Source organism: Diplocloster modestus (assembly GCF_019042245.1).
GTDB classification, from domain to species: Bacteria; Bacillota; Clostridia; order Lachnospirales; family Lachnospiraceae; genus Diplocloster; species Diplocloster modestus.
Genome location: NZ_JAHQCX010000026.1, coordinates 59,607 through 78,197 on the forward strand (window position 1 = coordinate 59,607; position 18,591 = coordinate 78,197).

Here is an 18,591-nt window from a genome sequence, read left to right on the forward strand (position 1 = left end):
ACACTAAACAATGTAATAAAATAAGAAGAAAACGAATAGGAGGTAAACCGACTTGGATGTATGTATAAAAGTCGATCTGAAAAGATTCGAAGATCGGATATACGCTGAGTTCCAGCAGGGTGAACGGGATTCCCGCACCCTGTATGTGGAACCCAGGGTAAACGGAGAACCCTGCCTTCTTCCCTCTGATATCAAAGCAAAAATCCAATACGACAAACCCGATAACAAAACAATCAACCGTGAGGCAGCGATCAGAGACAACAGAGTCGTCATTCCCATCACCGAACAAATGTGTACCACCGAAGGAATCTGTAACTGCAAAATCTCCTTCTACACAGATACTCAATTTCAACAGGACGGGACCATCACCCAGGGAATCACTGTCCTGAAGACTTCGTTATTTAAGATCCGTATCAAAGGCGGCATGATCGATGAGGCCCATATTGTCAGCTCCGATGAATTCAGCGATCTTCTGGCAGCTCTGCAGCGTGTTGACAAAGTAATTAACGATTTTACCATTCTCAACGAAGAATACACAGTCATAACGGAAGAATGTATCCAGGCTACCGCGGATCTCCGTTCACTGGAGTCTGACGTAACACGCACGGAAGCTTCCCGCGTCACATCGGAAACCGCCCGGTCTTTTGCAGAAGCTCTAAGAAATGAAGCGGATAAACAGCGCGAATCTGCAGAAAAAAAACGCCAAGAGGCAGAAACACAGCGGAATAGCAAAATGAACACTCTGATCACCAGGTCGGAAACCGTCTTGACTAATACGGAAACAGCATGTCTGGAAACACAGAACGCAGTTACGGATTCCTATATGGCAGTTCTTGATATCACCACCCGGCGGGACAATGGTGAATTCACGGGTCTGCAAGGACCAACCGGTCCGACAGGAGCGACAGGTCCGCAGGGGCCTCAAGGTATTCAGGGGCAAACAGGCCAAAGGGGACCTACTGGCGAGCGCGGAGATACCGGTGTCATAGTCCCGGCAAATTCCATGTTTGCATTCGCCGGTGACGAGGACGGTAATCTGTACGTCTGTTTCGGTGACGACATAACCCCTCCCCAATTCGAAGTCGACGTATCTGGGAATATATACTATATCATACCGGACGCCTGAAAGGAGAATGGAAGCACATGCCAAAACTAATAATAGGTAATTTCAGAGGTCCTCAGGGAATCCAGGGATTAAAAGGAGATATAGGCGTGCAGGGGCCAACAGGACCGGTCGGCCCGACCGGTCCTTCTGGTCCTGCAGGACCCAAAGGGGACAAAGGGGACAAAGGCGCCAAAGGCGATCCCAGTACCTTACAAATGGATACCCCGATAACCTTCTCCATTCCTTCTTCAGACGCGGATCTCGCCAGTGGAAATACGATCTCCATCTTATTCGGTAAAATCCGAAAAAGATTCGACGTACTCAAGGCTGCCGTTGGAACCCTGAACAGCCTCACAACCGCCACGAAAACAAATCTCGTTGCCGCCATCAATGAGCTGAAAGGTAATCATAATTCACTGAGCCAATCGATAGCCAGCGATATCGCCGCGTTGCAATCGAGTACCAGCGCCCGCTCCAATGGCCAATATTCTTATATTTCAAATGTAAACTATACGATGCCCGGTTCCAACAGCTGGTATAAAGTCGGACACATCGTCTGTGCCAATATCACCGTAGGCATCGAAAATCCGACGGCATCCTGGACTAGAATCGGAACCATTCCGGAACGCCCCGGACAGACTATGTATGTATCCATGTCAACCGTAGGCAGCAACATAAATAAAGTTTATCCTGTGGAGTGCCAGATAACTTCCGATGGTAATATCTCCGTACGCAATGGAATTCCAGGCAACGTGTCTTTTGGAAGTATTACATTTGCAAACTGAATCCCCGAAATAATCAATCAAAAAGAGTCATAGCCCTATAAATGATATTCCTCTTCCCGAAATACAGAATCTTATTTCAATTAATTAAATGGAAGCTATGGGAATATCTATTTATTTAAGCTATGGCTCTTTTTTTACGATCCATTGCCGCAGCGCCGTCCACTCTCCGGCTTTTCTATCTCATTAATACAATTAGTACTTACAATATTTCTAATACAACCCAAAATCTTAACCCATCTATCCCTGATCCTCTAGCACATCCATCAGCTTATTTTTGACCCTCTGCAGCGCGTTATCCACCGACTTCGGGGTTTTCTCCAGGGCTGCCGCGATCTGTGCATAATTATTTCCGGCCAGGTACCTGTCCAGCACTTCCTTCTCAAAATCGCTCAGGGACCGATCGATCCGCTTCTCCAGCGACACGGCGGCCTCCTGGTCAATCAGCAGCTCCTCCGGATTCTTATCGGATATGGACTGCAAAGCTTCCACCAGCGTAAGTCCGTCCTCCCCGCCTTCCGAGGTATCCTCATACAGCGAGACATATGTATTCAGCGGCAGATGTTTCTTCCGTCTGGACATCTCCACCGCGCTGTAGATCTGTCTGCTGATGCACAGATCGGCAAAATGAAAGAATGAGGCTTCCCTTTCCTCCCGGTAATCCCGGATCGCCTTGAACAGGCCGATCATCCCCTCCTGGATCAGATCGTCATTGTCCCCGCCGATCAGGTACATGGCCCGCGCCTTCTTGCGGACCAGGTTCTTATATTTTTCCATGATAAAGTCCGTGATTTCAACCTTTCCGCTCCGAAGCATCCGTATCAATTCTTCGTCGGAATAATCACCGTATGTTTTCATCTTCTACCCCAACCGTTGTCTGACGATCTCGTACGCCAGAATTCCCGCAGCTACCGATGCGTTCAGTGAATCGATCTCGCCCTTCATCGGAATAGAGGCGGTCAGATCACATTTTTCTTTTACCAGACGGCCGACGCCCTCCCCCTCGCTGCCGATCACCAGCCCGATCGGTCCGGTCAGGTTCAGCCGGTACATAAGCTCTCCGTCCATGTCCGCGCATACGAACCACATGCCCCGCTCTTTCAGTTCCTCGATGGTGGCGCCCAGATTCGTCACCTTGGCTACCGGCGTGTAATTCAGCGCTCCGGCTGAGGTTTTCGCCACAGTGGCCGTCAGTCCCACGGCCCGCCGCTTCGGTATGATCACGCCGTGAGCGCCTGAGAGATTCGCCGTCCGGATGATCGCGCCCAGATTGTGGGGATCTTCGATATTATCCAGCAGAATCAGAAACGGCGGTTCACCTTTCTCTTCGGCCAGCCGGAACATGTCATCGATATCGGCATATTCATAGGCCGCCGCATAGGCTATCACGCCCTGATGCTTTCCGGTCTCCGACATCTGATTCAGCCGCTCCTTGGTGACGAACTGGATCATCGTGTCATGCTTCCTGGCTTCCCGGGTTATCGTGGAAACCGCTCCGTCCCGGCATCCATCCAGCACGAACAGCCGGTCTATGGTCTTGCCTGAGCGGAAAGCCTCTAATACGGCATTTCTGCCTTCTATCGTAAATTCTTCGTATCTCATCCTGCTTGTTAACTCCTCCTGGCGTAATTCTCCATACGCTCTTTATGCAACCTCTTAGATTTTATCTTCTTTTATTCTTAAAATTCCCATTTTAGCTGCTTCCTTAGGTCACTTCTTGAGACTGCTTCCTTAGGCCACTTCTTTTAGCCCCGCCTTCACAAGATCCACCATACGCTTATATTCCCCGTTCAGATACAGCCAGCCGATCAGCGCCTCAAACCCGGTGGCCCTGCGGTAATCCGCCACCGTGGCATTTTTCGCCATCGTGGGTGATTTGGCATTACGCCCCCGCTTATAAACCGCCATTTCCTGATCCGTCAGAAGCGGTTTTAACACTTCCATCATGGCAGACTGAGCCGATGCCTTCACCAGCGCGCTGGCCCGCTTATGCAGTTTCCCTGCCTTCGTATTCCCCTGCTCCACCAGTATGGTGCGGATAATCAGCTCGTAGACTCCATCCCCTATATAAGCCAGAGCCAGCGGGGAATATCTATCCACATCCACCGCAGGAAGATAGAACGCTTCCTTCATATAAGCAATCAGATCCACGTTCCCTTTTTTCATATTTTTACTTGTTTCCACACTTACATTATTTTCTGCACTTACACTTTTTTCCGCAATACTACTTTTTTCCACACTGCCACTTTTCTCTACCCTTACGCTCTCTTCCACTTTACACCTTCCCGGGTATCTTCCAGCAGAATTCCCATATCGGCCAGCTGATCCCGGATCTCATCCGCTCTTGCGAAGTTCTTCGACTTTCTGGCATCCTGGCGCTCCTGGATCAGTGCTTCAATATCCTCATCCAGAATCTCTTCTTTCTTCAGTACGATCAGGCCCAGGATATCGCTGAGCTTTACGATTTTATCCAACAGGTTCTGCAGGAATTCTTCGGAATGATCTGACGAAGCATGGGTGTTGGCGAACTTCACCAGCTCGAACAGCGCGGATACCGCATCTGCCGTGTTGAAATCGTCATCCATGGCCTCCTCGAACTTTTTAATAAAGGAATCCGCTTCCTCAATCAGCTTTCCTTCCTCTTCGCTCATGTTCCCCTGTCCGGCCGATTTCACCAGATGTTTCAAATTTTCAGCCGCGGTTACGATCCGGTCCAGCCCGTTTTTAGCCGCTTCCATCAGATCCCCGCTGAAATTCAACGGGCTTCTGTAATGAGCGCTCAGCATGAAGAAACGCAGTACCTGAAGATCGTACTTTTCACTGATATCACGGACGGTGAAGAAATTGCCCAGAGACTTACTCATTTTCTTATTGTCAATATTTAAAAATGCGTTGTGCATCCAGTATTTCGCAAATGATTTCCCGCTGGTTGCCTCACTCTGGGCGATCTCATTCTCATGGTGCGGGAAAATCAGGTCCTCGCCGCCGCCGTGGATGTCAATCTCATCACCCAGATATTTTTTAGACATGACAGAGCACTCAATATGCCAGCCGGGACGTCCTTCACTCCAGGGGGACTCCCAGTAAGGCTCCCCGTCTTTTTTCGGTTTCCAGAGCACGAAATCCATAGGGTCCTCTTTCTGCTCCGCCACGGCGATTCTGGCACCTGCCTCCAGGTCATCGATATTTTTCTTGGAAAGCTTACCGTAATCCTTGAATTTTCTAGTCCGGTAATAGACTGTGCCATCCACATCGTAGGCGTACCCCTTCTCGATCAGCGTGCCGATCATATCCAGCATACCGCAGATCTCCTGGGTTGCCAGAGGATGAACGGTGGCTGGCTTCACATTCATGCCGGCCATATCCTTTTTACACTCTTCTATATACCGCTCTGCGATCTCATTGGCCGATACGCCTTCTTCAATCGCTTTGTTGATGATCTTGTCGTCCACATCCGTAAAATTCGATACATAATTCACATCGTATCCTTTGTACTCCAAATACCGGCGCACTGTATCAAAGAATATCATCGGTCTTGCATTGCCGATATGAATCAGATTATAGACCGTAGGGCCGCAGACATACATTTTTACCTTGCCCGGCTCCAGCGGTATAAATTCCTCTTTTTTTCTGGTCAGTGTATTGTATAACTTCATTTTTCTTCTCCTTTATCCAGCTTTTCTTCCAGTCGGGTCAGACGCTCCCGCAGTTCCATATTTTCTTTTCGCAGCTGAGACAGGTCGCTCAGCACCGGGTCCGGCAGATGGATCTGATCCATGTCGCTTCTCGGTATTTTTATATTATCCTGCTTTACGATACGCCCGGGTACACCCACAACCGTACAGTTGGGAGGTACTTCCTCCAGCACCACGCTTCCGGCCCCGATCTTGGAATTCTCCCCGATCGTAAAGGAGCCCAGAATCTTCGCGCCGGCGCTCACCATGACATTATCCTTCAGGGTCGGATGCCGCTTGCCGTGCTCCTTGCCTGTACCGCCCAGAGTGACACCCTGATATAAGGTAACGTTATCCCCGACGATCGCGGTCTCTCCTATAATCACACCGCTCCCATGATCGATAAAAAATCCCTTTCCGATCGTGGCTCCCGGGTGAATCTCGATCCCGGTCTTCCTGGCTCCACGCTGGGAGATCCATCTGGCCCAGAAATAATGGCCCGACAGATACAGCTTATGCGCCAGCCGGTAGTGCAGGATCACCTTAAAACTGGGATACAAAAGGACCTCCACGCCGGTCTTGATGGCAGGGTCCCGCTCCCTGATAACTTCTATTTCTTCCTTAATATAACGTATAATACCCATATCCTTCAACCTTTTCTGTTTGCCTTCACGAGCTCCAAAAGCCTTGCATTCACGTGAGAGCCTTATCTTATATAGTGTATGTAATAACCCTGATTTTGTCAATAACCTTAAAATAAGGACCTATAAAATAAGGAATCATTACGCTGTTTTTTTAGCTATCAGCACTTAGTGCCCGTATTTGGGGCACTTACGTGCGATGCATGAAAAATAGTCAGCGAGGTTCTTTCGAGCGCTACTATTTTTTTAAACAATTTCCTGTATATACATGCTGCAAAACGGCTGGATAGATCGAAGTTTGCGAGATACCGGTTCCGCTCCCCACTCTTCCGCCTTCTTTACCCCGAACAAAAACTCTCCCAGCTCTTCGATCGTGACTTTCCACTCCGGCGGCTCCTTACAAGCCTGCACAGAGCTCCCATCGGAACTCAGGCTCCACCTGAAAATCCCCGCATTTTCCGATATGACCGGATCATCCACTTCCAGAACCAGCTCCACCGGCCTGGCTGATGTGATCGGCTCTAATATCCGTTCGAGACTGGTGATACGAATCATAATAAGCGGAGGGGCTTCCTTTGCCGTCACGCTCATGATCCCCGCATGACCCGGCATAAACACAGGATCCCGGTAGGTTTCCTTCACATTCCGTTCCATCTGCCCCTCTTCCCGGCAGATTTCTCCCTTTACCCGGTCGCAGATGACATGTCCTATAATCGTGCTGCCCTGTTCAAAGATCCGGATACATCCTCCCTCGCTTTTCTGCTCGGCAAGGAGCCTATCATAATAGGCGGCATCCCGTACTGTCAGGACATCATAACAGGGCAGCAGGTATTTCTCATCAAATGCAACCAGCCGGGATATATCCTCCGACGCTGCCTCCCGCGTACGGATAGCACTTTCCCCGATCGGCACAGGCTCGCAGCTGACCTGGGCCGAAACCGTCCTGAAACCAAACGGCAGGTAAATCTCCTCGGCAGCAGGCATCAGATAAACAAAGGGCTTTCCTTCCCGATTCATATCCAAAAGCATGCGCTCCAGCAGTCTGCGCATATATCCCCGGTGCCGGTAAGCCGCGTCCGTAGCCACCGCCACGATGTATTCCGACGGGTAACACCGGTCCCTCACCGACACCGCATAAGGGTTCAGGTGCAGCATGGAACGGATATGGCCATCCTCCTCCAGGATCAGAATCCGGTTGTCCCGTACCTTCTCCTGATAATAATAATCTACAAATCCTTTTCCATCGGAAGGGAACGCACTTTCGTACAGCGTTCTGGTGGCTGTTTTTTCCTTTTGTTCAAGATATCTGATCTGCATTCTTTCATCCTCTGTCTGACTCATCTTTTATTCTGGTCCGCATCTGCCTGACTCTTCCTCTGACTGCATCCGCCGCAGCCTTCACAGGGGCGCTGCATCATTGGATCCAGACTTACCATATTGGCTGGGGTAGTCAGACTGCATATAGCCTGCGCGGATATGCCCTGGCCCGTGCCGGTAAATCCCAGTCCTTCCTCTGTGGTAGCTTTAATATTCACCTGGTCTTTTGCCAGCAGCAGGACCTCAGCCACATTCTGCTCCATCTCTTCTATATATGGCCTGAGTTTTGGCCGCTGCGCGACAATCGTGGCGTCTATATTTTCAATCACATAACATTCCTGCGCCAGCAGCTGCCCTACCTCTTTGAGCAGAGCGATACTTGAGGCACCTTTATACGCCGGATCTGTGTCTGGAAAATGTTTCCCGATATCCCCCATGGCAGCGGCTCCCAGCAGGGCATCCATGATCGCATGTACCAGCACATCGGCATCCGAATGGCCCAGCAGCCCTTTTTCAAATGGTATACGAACACCTCCGAGAATCAATTCTCTTTCCTCAACTAATTTATGAACATCGTAACCCATACCAACTCTCATAATTATCATCCTTTCTGTACTCTAGTATCCTGTTTTTTCCATACAATATGTATATCAGGGGCCGTTTCCCGCCATCCCCGATTCAATCTATCTTTTTCTCATATTCCATACCGGTACTGGTCCGTATTTTCCTTATTATCTGGTCCGGGAACATATTTTACGTATCTCCCATGTTCTTCCAATATCCATGCGTAATTCATTTTATCATAGTTCCTTTTTCATGAAAATAAAAATTTCCTTTTTCCCAATTTTAACCCCGGAAAATGTGATTTACGGAAGACAAAAAAAGGAAATCTTATCTTCCGCCTTGTCCTAACGAAAATCTAACAATCCGTATGATATCATTTCCCCAGTACCCCGTATTGCTCAGATACATTACGAGAATAGAAAGGATATTTTTTTATGAAAAGAAAGCTTTTTACTCGACTAACCGCAGGAATTCTCCTGCTTATCATGACGCTGACCGCCTGTGCAGGTCCCGGTCCAGGGGACAGTACCACCTCCGGTGCTTCTCCGGTTCCGGCAGATAACGAGGCAGAAAACCTAACGACAGGCCAGCTTGCCGATTACTTCATGAAGGCAGCGGATGACTATCATCCCGGTACCGGCCGGGCCGTAGTTTTGGAAGGCTTTACGGGATCGGAACAGGCCACCCGGCTACAGATGTTTGTCCTGGCCGGCCGGGCCTTTGGTGAGCTGCCCGTTCCCACAGGCAACGGCAGGAATACCGCCCCACCGGCCGTAGATCTGACCGATGCCCCCGAATGGTCCTGGAGTGTACTGCGCAGCCTGTCTAACGGCGGTGTACTGGCAGCCTCCGATCTGGACCTGAATATACTGGTGATGACATCGGAGACAACATCTGAGACATCAGAATTTGAGCCCTTATCCGCATCAGCCCCCAAAGCAGCGGATCAGGATACACCGTCCGCCGATAAAGAAGGAACGACAGCTGCCCCCAGCACAGACATGGCAGACTCTGTGGAAGCTGATCCCGCCCGGCTCTCCGACACTATGGTCTCCGCTTCCGAAGACAATTCCGGTAACGATAAGATGAATGCCGCCGTCACTCAAAAGGATGCGGAAATCCTCGCCCAGCGTTTCTTCCAGGCATTCGGCACTAATCTGAAAGATAACTTTTACACGACCGTCAATAAGAGTGAGATGGACGCTTTGAAGATCCCTGCAGACGGTTCTGCCGCAGGTGGCTCCAGCGCGGTTACCTCCGCCACGAACAGGCAGGTTCATGACTTGATTCTGGAGATCGTAAACAGCGGCAGGGACTATCCCCAGGGCAGCTCCGAACAAAAAATCCGTGACTTTTACATGAGTATCCTGGCGTTAGAGCAGCGCAACGCGGCAGGTATCGAACCTCTGCGAAAATATCTGGACGCCGTGGACGCGGCTCAGAACTTCTCCGGGCTGAATGCCGCTATCGCCCAGACGGTCAGAGAGCTTGGCAACTTAGGCAACGGTCTTTTCCCCATGGTAGCGGTCACCGATACCCAGGACAGCAGCCGGAAAGTCATGCAGCTGATGACCCTGACCCCTATGTTCTCCCAGGAAGACTACGCAGACTCAGACAATGAGATGATAAAAGAATACCGCGCTTCCATGGTGGATCAGCTTGTAGCAGCAGGTGAGAGCCAGGCTGAGGCAGAACGTCTGGCCGACGGAATCCTCCGTATGGAAAAAGACCTTGCGGAAAACGCCTCCAGTCCTGAAGAATTGAGCAGCTTGCTGAGCCAGACCAATCGCTACACCCCAGAGTCTCTGGACCAACTGATGCCCGAAGCCAAACCCTCGGAACTAATTCACGCCATCGGTTTAAAATCGGACTTCCTCATGGAGGTCTTTGACGACAAGCAGTTTGCCGCCTTTGCCGCCTGGTTCACTGAGGAGAACCTGGATCTCTTTCAGGCTTTACAGAAGATTGCCCTGATCACCGGATACAGCCGCAGCCTCAGTCAGGAACTGGCAGAGAACCACGGCTACCAGGGTGATGATTATGAGGAAGCAGCCAACGAGGCCGTGCAGTCTTACCTTTCCGATGAGCTGGGCCAGCTCTACGTAGAACGCTATTTTCCAGCCGAGTCAAAGTCCGAAATCGAGGAAATGGTTCATCTGCTGACCGAGGCCTTTAAGACCCGTATCGGCCGTCTGGACTGGATGGATCAGACCACCAAACAGGAGGCCATTAAGAAGCTGGACTCCCTCACGGTACTCATCGGTTATCCGGATAAGTGGAACTTCAACAGCGCTGAGATCAGAGGCGTCTATGACGGCGGAAGCTATTTTTCAAATATGGCGGCATCGGAAGCGGACAAATGGCAAAATATGGTTAAAGGTCTGGATGAACCGATAGATCCCCGCCGTTTCCCCATGGCAGCCTTTACCGTCAACGCTGCCGCCAGCCGGAACACTAACACGCTGATTTTCCCTGCGGGTATCCTTCAATCCCCCCTCTATGACCAAAACGCTTCCTTTGAGGCCAATCTGGGGGCCATCGGCAGCACCATCGCCCATGAAATCACCCATTTGTTTGATGACGGAGGCGCCCAGTATGACGCAACCGGCACCGTGCGCAACTGGTGGACAGACGAGGATTACACCCACTTCCAGGAACTATGCCAAAAGGCGGAGACATTTTATAACGGCTATGAGGCTGCCCCCGGCATCCCCACCGACGGCAAAGAGACCCTGAGTGAAAATATCGCCGATATCGGCGGCATCGCCTGTGGTCTGGAAATACTTTCTTCCAGGCAGAACCCCGACTACGACGCCTTTTTCCGGTCTTATGCCCGGTACTGGATTAAAGTCGCCGGCTATGACACTTTGTCCGAGCTGGCCCAGACCGACCAGCACGCCCCCAACATCCTGCGGGCCAACCGTGTACTCTCCAATTTCCAGGAGTTCTTTGACACCTACGGTATCGTCCCCGGTGATGGAATGTACGTGGCCCCAGAGGACCGCATTGTAATATGGTAAGATGATATTGGCAATATTAAGACGGAAGCAGCGCTTCCCCTGCCTCCTCCGTTGACAAGCCTGTAAAAGTCCAGTATGCTGGAAAAAAGGATGTGAGATTATGAAACTTCTTCTGGTGGAGGACGAAAAATTATTATCTAAAAATATAGCCAAAGGACTTACACTGCTGGGGTATGCGGTAGACTGCGCTTACGACGGTGAAGAAGCCCTTGCTCTGTACGGTCTTAACGATTATGACCTGATGATTCTGGACCTGAACCTGCCCAAATTGGATGGTATGGAAGTTCTGCGGCTTATCCGTGAAAAGAACGCCGACTTCCGCATCCTGATCCTGTCCGCCCGGAATACTTTGGAAGATAAAATCAGCGGACTGGACGAGGGCAGCAATGACTATCTGACCAAACCCTTTGAGTTTCGGGAGCTGGAAGCCCGCATCCGGGGTCTCCTGCGCAGGAACTTCACCACATCTCCCACCGAACTGCGCTGCGGCCTCCTGCGGATAGACACGGCGGCCCGCCAAGTATGGTGCGGTGAGAAATCGGTGGTGCTGACCCGTAAGGAGTACACGCTGTTGGAATATATGCTGACTCATACGGATCGGGTGATCAGCGCGGAGGAACTGATTGAGCATGCCTGGGACAGTGAGATCGACCCTTTCTCCAATTCCTTCCGGTTCCATATCCATTCCCTGCGCAAGAAACTTGACGGAGCGGGAGCGAAGGATTATATCATTACCCAGAGAGGGCAGGGCTACCGCGTTCAGGCACCCAGGGAGGAGCTGTCATGAAAAAATGGAATTTACAGATCCGTCTGACGGTTATCGTGGGAGTGATCCTGCTGGCGGCCTGCCTGCTGCTGACGACGAACTCTCTCTTTGCCGCCCGCACCTATTACGGTAACTATGCCGAGCTGATGGAATCGGGATTGATAGAAATAGACCCCGCCCTGGAAGAGCTCGCAAAGCTTGATCCCACACTGCAGTCCCCCTTCGAATACTATCAGGAGGCATCCCAAAAATTCTCCGTCCAGGCCCTTGTGGCCATGGCACTCATCGTGCTCCTGGCCTTGGGGTGTACGTTCCTTGCCACAGGGCAGGTCCTGCGCCCCTTGAAAAATCTGACGGCATCCGTGCGGAAAGTGGATGACCGGCATCTGGACCGGCGTGTCTCCAGGATCGGCGCCCAGGGAGAGGTGCTTGCCCTCACCGAATCCTATAATGGAATGCTGGACCGTTTAGAAAGTTCCTTCCTGATCCAGAAAAGTTTTGCCGCCAACGCGGCCCATGAATTGAAAACGCCCCTGGCTGTCATAAAGTCCTCCCTGCAGGTGCTGGAGATGGACCCGCACCCAACAGAATCCGACTACCGGGAGTTTATGGCGGACACCGGTGAGAGCCTGGAACGCATCATTAAGACGGTGGAGGGACTTCTCTCCCTGGCAAATCTGGAGTCCGCTCCCATAGGAGAATCGGTAGAACTCCGGCCCCTGCTGGACCAGGCGGTTCGGGAGCTTTCCAGCCGGGCAAAGGAACACGCAGTCACACTGACCCTCCTGGGGCAGGCGGCTGCTGTACAGGGGAATGCAAACCTCCTCTACCGGGCGTTCTTCAACCTGATCGAAAATGCGATCAAATATAACCGCCCTGGCGGAACCGTTGAAATCACCCTGGCACAGAAAGCGTCAGCCGTCTTCGTCCAGGTGGCCGACAGCGGCATCGGCATCGCAGCGGATGCCCTCCCCCATATCTTCGAGGCCTTCTATCGGGCCGCTCCTTCCCGCTCCCAGCAGATTCCCGGCTCCGGTCTGGGTCTGTCTGTGGTCAGTATGATCCTGGAGCGTCACGGCGGAGAAATTAAAGTGACCAGCACTAAAGATATTGGCTCCCTATTTACCGTCAGGTTAAACAAACGGTAGCCGATCCCAGACGTCGTTTTTGTCGGGCATCAGGATGGTATCCTCTTAAGAATTCCCAGCTTTTTCAGTTGTTTTTCGATGATACGCAGCTCAAAGACCAATAATTCCTCCAATGCGGCGGAACTGGTGGTGAAATCCCGCTCTATAAGGGCGCTGACCATTCGCTTAAAAGCAGGCTCTAAATATTGATTCCTGTCTTTGGTGTCTCCTCTCATTCCACGAAGCGGGTTTCCCCAAAAGAGAAGTCTTAAAAGCTCCGAGTAAATGATTCTGACTGTTCGATAAGGGGCGTATTTGGCTATCATCTCCAGGGAAACATAGGTTGTCAGCTCATAGCGCTGACTGATCTGCACATCGTACATGCGCTGTTTCCATTGACAAAGCGCATCTGTGTCCAATGAATCCAGTGTGATCTTCGACACTGCTCTGGAAGACAGCGCGTATATCTGCAGACCTTCAGCCAGCTCCAGCAGGCGGCCACGGATAGCCGGCTGCGTAAAGTCGCAGTTGTCTGTGCTTTGCGACGGGGAAAGTACAAGTGCCCCTAGCGTCCGGGATGATTTCACCGCTCCGATACTGTTTAACAGGCAGATACAGCTATCAAAAGAACTACCCAGATCGGTATGATTTCAATGCTCTTTTTACTCCTCCTTTTTTTACTCGTAACGATTTTGAGCACTACTAAATTGACCTCGCAGGTAAAATTAATAGCAGAGCACCCATTTACTGTAAACGGGGATATCAGCGATGTAAAAACCGATCTGGCACTCATGAGGCTGCGGGCAGAGCGGCTGCAATCCTATAATCAACCTGAAGATGTAGCTATGGTCGGACATGCACTGGACGTAATCTATGCGGATATGGAAGTGCTGTTAGACGAAATCGATAATCTGTATTTGGGCCCAAAGGAAGATACGGACGCGCTGCAGCTATCCTTTCACGAGATACGGGACGCCCACGAACAACTCCTCGAATTCGCAGCGCTGCAAAGCTCTACAACCGATGTAATCGCAGCGTATGAAGAGGAAAAACTCTATCCGCTGTATGAGACATTAGAACAAAACGCACAGCAAATTCTTTCCTTTGTTCCTAATACCCAGCAGGATATTTTTACCTCAGCAAACCACTTGGGCAACTCTTCGCTGTTATGGTCAATTATTATTATCACTGCTGTCACGTTCAGCTTATTCTTATTCCTGTACATGATTAGAAAGATGAGCAGGCGGCTTTATGAGAAAAACCGGCAATTTGAGCTTCTCTCCGATACCGCGTGGAAGACTGTCTGGATAAGATAGGCTACTCCTCCAAGCATCTGCTTATGCTGATCAACGATGTATTGGACATGTCGAGAATTGAGAGCAACCGTGTAAAATTGAGCAGGGAACCTTTTGAACTGTATCAATTTCTCAATAATTTCGTTACCGTGGTATATCCCCAGGCCAGTAGCAAAGGGCTGCTATTTACCGAAAAAGCCACCGGTTTTTCAGAACATACAACTTATCTGGGCGACTCCCTCCGGCTGAACCAGATACTTCTCAATCTGATCTCCAACGCAATTAAGTTTACACCGCGGGGAGGAAGGGTAAGTTTGGAAGTCCTCCATTTACCGCCCCGGGGCCAGAGCAGCAGGATATGCTTTGTTGTTTCGGATACCGGAATCGGAATGGATAAGGACGCGCTGGACCGGCTCTATACGCCGTTTGAACAAGCGGACGCATCGATTACCCAAAAATATGGCGGAACAGGACTTGGCATGTCGATCACACAAAACCTGGTATCTCTGATGGGGGGATACATTGATGTCAAGAGCACCCCCGATGAAGGGACGAGTCGAGGCTCAGACGGCAGGACGATCCTTTGATGTCTGTTTCATAGATTGGAAGATGCCTGATATAGATGGTCTGGAAACGACCCGGCGTATTCGGGATAAGGTAGGCCGGGACACTCCGATCATCATCATTTCCGCCTACGACTGGTCTGAAATCGAAGAGGAAGCCCGTGCAGCAGGTGCAAATGCTTTTATTATGAAGCCGCTGTTCCAGTCCTCCCTCTATAATACATTGGTCAGTGTCACAAATGGGGCGTTTGGTATGTCCAGATCAAAAGAGGCCGTAGACCAATTTTCTGAATCGGAACCGGGTTATTTTGACGCCATCTTAATGGATGTCCAGATGCCGGACGCATCCCGATTATCGCAACTACTGCCAATGCGTTTCAGGAAGATGTATCTGCGGTATTAGCGTCCGGGATGAATGCTCATATCAGCAAGCCCCTTGATATCAAACAGCTCTGTGCGGTACTATCCCGGGTGCGCAGTTGATGATCCGGCCGCTGTCATTCCTACAATTTAAAAAATCCGGATATAATATCCGGATTTTTTAGTAGCGGGAAAGGGATTTGAACCCCCGACACCGCGGGTATGAACCGCGTGCTCTAGCCAACTGAGCTATCCCGCCATATATAATTTTTTAAAGGATGGGACCTACAGGGCTCGAACCTGTGACCCTCTGCTTGTAAGGCAGATGCTCTCCCAGCTGAGCTAAGATCCCATTTCCTGCGGGCCTGTCTTACCGCTGACCCGCTTTGCTATTATACTATTGAGTTCGACTAAAAGTCAATACTTTTTTTACAAATTTTTCAAATAATTTTTTTATCACAAAGAACCTGTTTTTTCACGGTTGTAGGTCAGTTTCAATCAAATTTTTTACCAGGATCGTATCTGGTTTAATTCAATTTTTTCGCCGTCCGGCCCCAGTATGGTAAAATAACGAATTCCATGTTCAAAGAATGGCAGCTCTTTCAGAAACAGATCAAGGACATGGCAGCCTGATTTTTTAGCCTCATAGAATGCCTCTTTCGCGTCTTTTACGCTGAGGGCAACGTGGTCAATGCGGCCGTTTCCCCGACTTTTCAGTTTCTCAAGCCCCGCCCCGGTCAATTGGATGAGTTCCAGCTGGAATCCATGGTTGTCGACAAATCCGATGTACAGCCTGCCGTCCGGAGTATCCAGATAACCTTCCCCCGCCTTGGAAAAGCCCAGGTTTTCATAGAAGGAAATAGAAGCCTGCAGATTACTGACTTTTATGGCCAGATGAGACCATCCCTGCAGTCCTGTCCGATAACCATAGTTTATGGAGCAGTTGTGGCAAAGCTCGATTACTTCCTGATTAGGCCCCACATAATTCGCTCCCCGCACTCCTTTAGGACCGATATTTTCGTATCGTACCGCCCCTTTCGGGGTTGAGGCGTGAAATCTCAGACCTTTTGCTTCTGCTCTCTGACAACAATTATCAAAGTCCGGCGCATCTATGGCATAGTGATCCAGGATACCGTCACCACGGGATAGGATTTCCTGACCAGATCCTGCCTGCTCATAGAGTTCGATCACCAGGTCCTTTAATTTCAGAAAGGCTGCGTTTAACTTTCCATCACTCCAGACTGTCTTCTCATAAAATTTTTGGAACCCCAGGTTCTCTTCATACCATACAACCGATCCGGAAAGATCCGCCGTAGGAATACCCAGGTGCTGCACTCCCATTATATTTTCACTTAACTTCATTCTTATCGCTCCCAACTCTTTACAACTCATCACTCTTTTAACTCATCATTCTTTAACTCATCACTCTTTTACTCTTCACTCTTTTACTCTTCACTCTTTCACTCTTCACTCTTTTGCTCTTCACCGCTCTTTTTGCTCTTCATACTTAGTAAATCAATGAATTTTGTTCTACTATAGAATTTACTACGTTTAGCAGCTTTTCGCAAGTCCCCCATCAAATGAGAACAAATTAGCCGGACTTGTATTCTTTTCCGGTTTTGTTTATAATTCATTTAGTTATAACTTTTTGTTACATAAATGCCACCCCTTGGATGGCATAAAATCACAAAAGAAAGGTCGCGATGAAATGGACAGTAATATTTCAAGAGAGGATGCCTGGAAGCTTCTGAATGAATATAATCAGGAGTCGTTTCATTTAAAGCACGCGTTGATTCTAGAGGGTGTCATGAAGTATTTTGCGAAAGAGCTGGGATATGAGGCTGACAGCGATTTCTGGGGACAGGTCGGCCTGCTCCATGATCTGGATTTTGAGCGTTTTCCTGAGCAGCATTGTATAAAAAGCCAGGAGATTATGCGGGCCAAAGGGCTGTCTGATGAAATCATCCACGCTACCGCCTGCCATGGTTATAGTATCACCGTAGATATCGTCCCGGAACATGAAATGGAAAAGGTTCTGTTCGCTGTGGACGAACTGACCGGTCTGATCGGCGCGGTAGCCGTGATGCGTCCGTCTAAAAGTGTACAGGATCTGGAAGTAAAATCCGTTAAAAAGAAGTTCAAGACTCCCAGTTTCGCCGCCGGCTGTTCCCGGGAAATCATCCAGAAGGGGGCCGATATGCTGGGCTTAGATCTGGCTGATCTAAGCCAGCGCACGATTCTGGCCATGCGTTCGATTCCGGATATTGTGGACTAAAAAAAGATGCCGCTATGTGTGATGGCAGGCTTATGGTGTGACAATTGCAATAACAAAAGATTACACCATCCCGAGCCTATCACCATACATAGCAGCATTTCTTTTAGGCAAAAGGTAAGTACTCCTCTATTTCTCTATCAGATAGTTTCTCATATTATGCAGCGCATTTTTCTCAAGCCTGCTGACCTGTGCCTGAGAAATGTGTATCTCCTCCGCCACTTCCATCTGTGTCTTTCCCTCAAAGAATCTCAGCTGGATAATGTATCGTTCCCGTTCCCCCAGTTTTTTCATCGCTTCGCTCAGGGACAGTTCTTCGATCCAGCGCTCTTCTTTATTTTTCTTATCGCTGATCTGGTCCATAACATACAGCGCGTCACCGCCCTCCGTATACACGGGCTCATACAGGCTCACCGGGCTTTGAATCGCATCCAGGGCGAACACGATATCCTCCTTGGATATTCCGATTTCATCTGCGATCTCGTTTACCGTAGGCTCTTTCAGATTCTTTTTCATCAGATTCTCTTTTGCGTAGATCGCCTTATAGGCAGTATCCCTCAGGGAACGGCTCACCCGGATCGCATTGTTGTCCCGCAGATACCTCCGGATCTCCCCGATAATCATCGGAACCGCATAAGTAGAAAATTTTACATCCAATGTGGAATCAAAATTATCGATCGCTTTTATTAACCCGATACAGCCGATCTGAAACAGATCATCCACATTTTCGTTGCTGTTCGAAAATCTTTTAATCACACTTAAAACCAACCGCAGATTACCCTTAATATAAGTTTCCCTAGCCGCCGTATCGCCCTCTTTTATACGCGCAAAAAGAGCTTCCTTCTCGTCATTCTTGAGCAGTGGAAGCTTAGATGTATTCACTCCGCAGATCTCAACCTTATTAAGAGCCATAACCCAGAATCCTCCTTGAAACTATTTTCTATTAAGAAGAATTCTCACATTAAAGTTGAAATATACGACAATATAAAAAATATAAAAAATAAAGCCCCTTGACAAAAAACAGGATCATGAACTGCTTCCCGTCAAGTAGACAATTAAAAAAAATAAAAATTATTTCTGCCACCAGATGCGATTAGCTGGTGGC

19 protein-coding genes and 2 tRNA genes are annotated in these 18,591 nt (G+C 49.5%); 9 read left to right on the forward strand and 12 right to left on the reverse strand.

Annotated features, from left to right (window positions below):
- Window positions 1–52 precede the first annotated feature (52 nt).
- Both KTH90_RS23535 and KTH90_RS23540 read left to right on the forward strand, forming a co-directional pair.
- Window positions 53–1,126, forward strand: coding sequence for a BppU family phage baseplate upper protein (locus tag KTH90_RS23535; RefSeq protein ID WP_158355361.1), 1,074 nt, complete (start codon window positions 53–55; stop codon window positions 1,124–1,126).
- Between the two features lie 17 nt (window positions 1,127–1,143).
- Complete coding sequence (locus KTH90_RS23540) at window positions 1,144–1,890, forward strand: collagen-like protein (protein WP_158355359.1); 747 nt, start codon at window positions 1,144–1,146, stop codon at window positions 1,888–1,890.
- A 237-nt stretch (window positions 1,891–2,127) separates the two neighbouring features.
- Here KTH90_RS23540 and sigH read toward each other — a convergent pair whose 3' ends face one another.
- The 7 genes from sigH to ispF all read right to left on the reverse strand — a co-directional run bounded on the left by sigH (window position 2,128) and on the right by ispF (window position 8,115).
- Window positions 2,128–2,745: an RNA polymerase sporulation sigma factor SigH gene (sigH, locus tag KTH90_RS23545; protein WP_158355357.1), complete on the reverse strand. Its 618-nt coding sequence runs from the start codon at window positions 2,743–2,745 to the stop codon at window positions 2,128–2,130.
- Between the two features lie 3 nt (window positions 2,746–2,748).
- Window positions 2,749–3,489 carry a 23S rRNA (guanosine(2251)-2'-O)-methyltransferase RlmB gene (gene rlmB, locus KTH90_RS23550; RefSeq protein ID WP_158355354.1) on the reverse strand — a complete coding sequence of 247 codons (741 nt, stop codon included), beginning with the start codon at window positions 3,487–3,489 and terminating at the stop codon, window positions 2,749–2,751.
- A gap of 129 nt (window positions 3,490–3,618) precedes the next feature.
- Complete coding sequence (locus KTH90_RS23555) at window positions 3,619–4,053, reverse strand: Mini-ribonuclease 3 (protein ID WP_158355451.1); 435 nt, start codon at window positions 4,051–4,053, stop codon at window positions 3,619–3,621.
- A 92-nt stretch (window positions 4,054–4,145) separates the two neighbouring features.
- Complete coding sequence (gene cysS, locus KTH90_RS23560) at window positions 4,146–5,543, reverse strand: cysteine--tRNA ligase (protein ID WP_158355352.1); 1,398 nt, start codon at window positions 5,541–5,543, stop codon at window positions 4,146–4,148.
- Window positions 5,540–6,205, reverse strand: coding sequence for a serine O-acetyltransferase EpsC (epsC, locus tag KTH90_RS23565; protein WP_158355350.1), 666 nt, complete (start codon window positions 6,203–6,205; stop codon window positions 5,540–5,542). Before epsC ends, cysS begins: the two co-directional genes overlap by 4 nt.
- A gap of 243 nt (window positions 6,206–6,448) precedes the next feature.
- Window positions 6,449–7,519 carry a GNAT family N-acetyltransferase gene (locus KTH90_RS23570; protein WP_238727543.1) on the reverse strand — a complete coding sequence of 357 codons (1,071 nt, stop codon included), beginning with the start codon at window positions 7,517–7,519 and terminating at the stop codon, window positions 6,449–6,451.
- A gap of 20 nt (window positions 7,520–7,539) precedes the next feature.
- Window positions 7,540–8,115 carry a 2-C-methyl-D-erythritol 2,4-cyclodiphosphate synthase gene (ispF, locus tag KTH90_RS23575; RefSeq protein WP_158355346.1) on the reverse strand — a complete coding sequence of 192 codons (576 nt, stop codon included), beginning with the start codon at window positions 8,113–8,115 and terminating at the stop codon, window positions 7,540–7,542.
- Between the two features lie 402 nt (window positions 8,116–8,517).
- Between ispF and KTH90_RS23580 the strand changes: the two genes are divergently transcribed.
- The 3 genes from KTH90_RS23580 to KTH90_RS23590 all read left to right on the forward strand — a co-directional run bounded on the left by KTH90_RS23580 (window position 8,518) and on the right by KTH90_RS23590 (window position 13,017).
- On the forward strand, window positions 8,518–11,103 hold the full coding sequence (locus KTH90_RS23580) for a M13-type metalloendopeptidase (RefSeq protein WP_158355344.1): 2,586 nt from the start codon (window positions 8,518–8,520) through the stop codon (window positions 11,101–11,103).
- A 100-nt stretch (window positions 11,104–11,203) separates the two neighbouring features.
- On the forward strand, window positions 11,204–11,890 hold the full coding sequence (locus KTH90_RS23585; protein ID WP_158355341.1) for a response regulator transcription factor: 687 nt from the start codon (window positions 11,204–11,206) through the stop codon (window positions 11,888–11,890).
- Window positions 11,887–13,017, forward strand: coding sequence for a sensor histidine kinase (locus tag KTH90_RS23590; RefSeq protein WP_158355339.1), 1,131 nt, complete (start codon window positions 11,887–11,889; stop codon window positions 13,015–13,017). Before KTH90_RS23585 ends, KTH90_RS23590 begins: the two co-directional genes overlap by 4 nt.
- A gap of 29 nt (window positions 13,018–13,046) precedes the next feature.
- Here KTH90_RS23590 and KTH90_RS23595 read toward each other — a convergent pair whose 3' ends face one another.
- Complete coding sequence (locus KTH90_RS23595) at window positions 13,047–13,583, reverse strand: hypothetical protein (RefSeq protein WP_158355337.1); 537 nt, start codon at window positions 13,581–13,583, stop codon at window positions 13,047–13,049.
- A 120-nt stretch (window positions 13,584–13,703) separates the two neighbouring features.
- Between KTH90_RS23595 and KTH90_RS23600 the strand changes: the two genes are divergently transcribed.
- Genes KTH90_RS23600 through KTH90_RS23610 form a run of 3 tightly spaced genes read left to right on the forward strand, consistent with a single transcriptional unit; the run spans window position 13,704 to window position 15,257 of the window.
- Entirely contained in the window at window positions 13,704–14,312 is a 609-nt protein-coding gene (locus KTH90_RS23600) for a hypothetical protein (protein WP_158355335.1), read from the forward strand.
- A gap of 47 nt (window positions 14,313–14,359) precedes the next feature.
- Window positions 14,360–14,878 carry a sensor histidine kinase gene (locus tag KTH90_RS23605; protein WP_238727544.1) on the forward strand — a complete coding sequence of 173 codons (519 nt, stop codon included), beginning with the start codon at window positions 14,360–14,362 and terminating at the stop codon, window positions 14,876–14,878.
- 22 nt (window positions 14,879–14,900) lie between these two features.
- Window positions 14,901–15,257, forward strand: a complete 357-nt coding sequence (locus KTH90_RS23610) for a response regulator (RefSeq protein ID WP_238727545.1) — start codon at window positions 14,901–14,903, stop codon at window positions 15,255–15,257.
- 142 nt (window positions 15,258–15,399) lie between these two features.
- Here KTH90_RS23610 and KTH90_RS23615 read toward each other — a convergent pair.
- From KTH90_RS23615 to KTH90_RS23625, 3 genes are all read right to left on the reverse strand, one after another.
- Window positions 15,400–15,473, reverse strand: a tRNA-Met gene (locus tag KTH90_RS23615).
- Between the two features lie 20 nt (window positions 15,474–15,493).
- Window positions 15,494–15,566: transfer RNA gene (locus KTH90_RS23620), tRNA-Val, on the reverse strand.
- Window positions 15,567–15,721: 155 nt separating this feature from the next.
- Window positions 15,722–16,576, reverse strand: coding sequence for a VOC family protein (locus tag KTH90_RS23625; protein ID WP_238727546.1), 855 nt, complete (start codon window positions 16,574–16,576; stop codon window positions 15,722–15,724).
- A gap of 346 nt (window positions 16,577–16,922) precedes the next feature.
- Here KTH90_RS23625 and KTH90_RS23630 point away from each other — a divergent pair, with 346 nt between their 5' ends.
- Window positions 16,923–17,489, forward strand: a complete 567-nt coding sequence (locus tag KTH90_RS23630) for a hydrolase (protein ID WP_158355327.1) — start codon at window positions 16,923–16,925, stop codon at window positions 17,487–17,489.
- Between the two features lie 126 nt (window positions 17,490–17,615).
- On the opposite strand, the gene sigG is transcribed toward KTH90_RS23630, so the two are convergent.
- The gene (gene sigG / locus KTH90_RS23635; RefSeq protein ID WP_158355325.1) at window positions 17,616–18,398 is read right to left on the reverse strand and encodes an RNA polymerase sporulation sigma factor SigG; all 783 of its coding nucleotides are present in this window, start codon (window positions 18,396–18,398) and stop codon (window positions 17,616–17,618) included.
- Between the last annotated feature and the right edge of the window lie 193 nt (window positions 18,399–18,591).